This window comes from Amycolatopsis sp. NPDC003676, assembly GCF_053587275.1.
Genome location: NZ_JBSFNS010000433.1, coordinates 1 through 1045 on the forward strand (window position 1 = coordinate 1; position 1045 = coordinate 1045).

At 72.2% G+C, this 1045-nt stretch carries 2 protein-coding genes; both read left to right on the forward strand.

The window, feature by feature from the left end:
• A partial coding sequence (octT, locus tag ACWDNU_RS46995; RefSeq protein WP_449673598.1) for a diglucosylglycerate octanoyltransferase occupies nt 1-880 on the forward strand: 880 nt, incomplete at its 5' end.
• Between the two features lie 3 nt (nt 881-883).
• Nucleotides 884-1009 carry a DegV family protein gene (locus ACWDNU_RS47000; RefSeq protein ID WP_449673599.1) on the forward strand — a complete coding sequence of 42 codons (126 nt, stop codon included), beginning with the start codon at nt 884-886 and terminating at the stop codon, nt 1007-1009.
• Nucleotides 1010-1045 lie beyond the last annotated feature (36 nt).

The following is a 1045-nucleotide window of genomic DNA, read 5'->3' on the forward strand; positions in this document are numbered from 1 at the left end:
GGACGAAGCCGTCGCGGCATCCGTCGATTCCGTCACGGTGGCCGCTGCGGTCACCGAGGTGGCGGCTCCGGTCGCGGAGACCGCTGTCGCACAGGGTGAATCGCTCGGTGCGGCGGCCGCGGAGGTCGTCCTCGTCGAGGAGTCCACCGCGCCCCGGCCGGTGGAGTCCGCCTCGCCGCGGCCCGTGCTGCTGGTGATCGCCGACTCGCTCGCCTACTACGGACCCAAAGGCGGCCTGCCCGCTGACGATCCCCGGATCTGGCCGAATATGGTGGCCGCCGAACTGGATTGGGATGTCGAGCTGATCGCCCGGATCGGGTGGACCTGCCGCGACGCCTACTGGGCGCTGATCGGTGACCCCCGGGTGTGGGCCGCCGTGCCGCGGGCGGGTGCCGTCGTGTTCGCCGTGGGCGGCATGGACACGCTGCCCTCGCCGCTGCCGACCGCGCTGCGCGAGCTGATCCGCTACATCCGTCCGCCCAAGCTGCGTCGCGGCGTGCGCGCCTCCTACAACTGGCTGCAGCCGAAGCTGTCGAAACTCGGTCGGCCCGTGGCGCTTCCGCCGAAGGTGAGTGTCGACTACCTCGAGCAGTCGCGCGAGGCGCTCAATCATCTGCGTCCCGAGCTGCCCGTGGTCGCGGTGCTGCCGTCGGTGCACAAGTGCGATGCCTACGGGCGGGTGCACCGAGGCCGGGCGCGCGCGGTCAAGGCGCTGCAGGCGTGGTCCGGCCGTACCGCGGTGCCGCTGGTCGACCTCGGCGAGGCCGTGCGCGACGACATCGAGTCGGGCGCGGCGAACCCGGACGGCATCCACTGGGGCTGGGCCGGGCACGCGGCGGTGGCGACGGCGATGACCAAGGCGCTGCAGGAGGTCCGGTAGTCCGTGACCGTTGTGGTGGTCACCGATTCGGCGGCCGGGCTGTCGCCCGACGTCGTCGGCGAGCTCGGTATCGAAGTGGTCCCGTTGCATGTGCTCGTCGGCGACCCCCTTCCCGCAGCGCGCGCTTGACGATCTTCCCGCTCGGGTTCTTCGGCAGCGCGACCG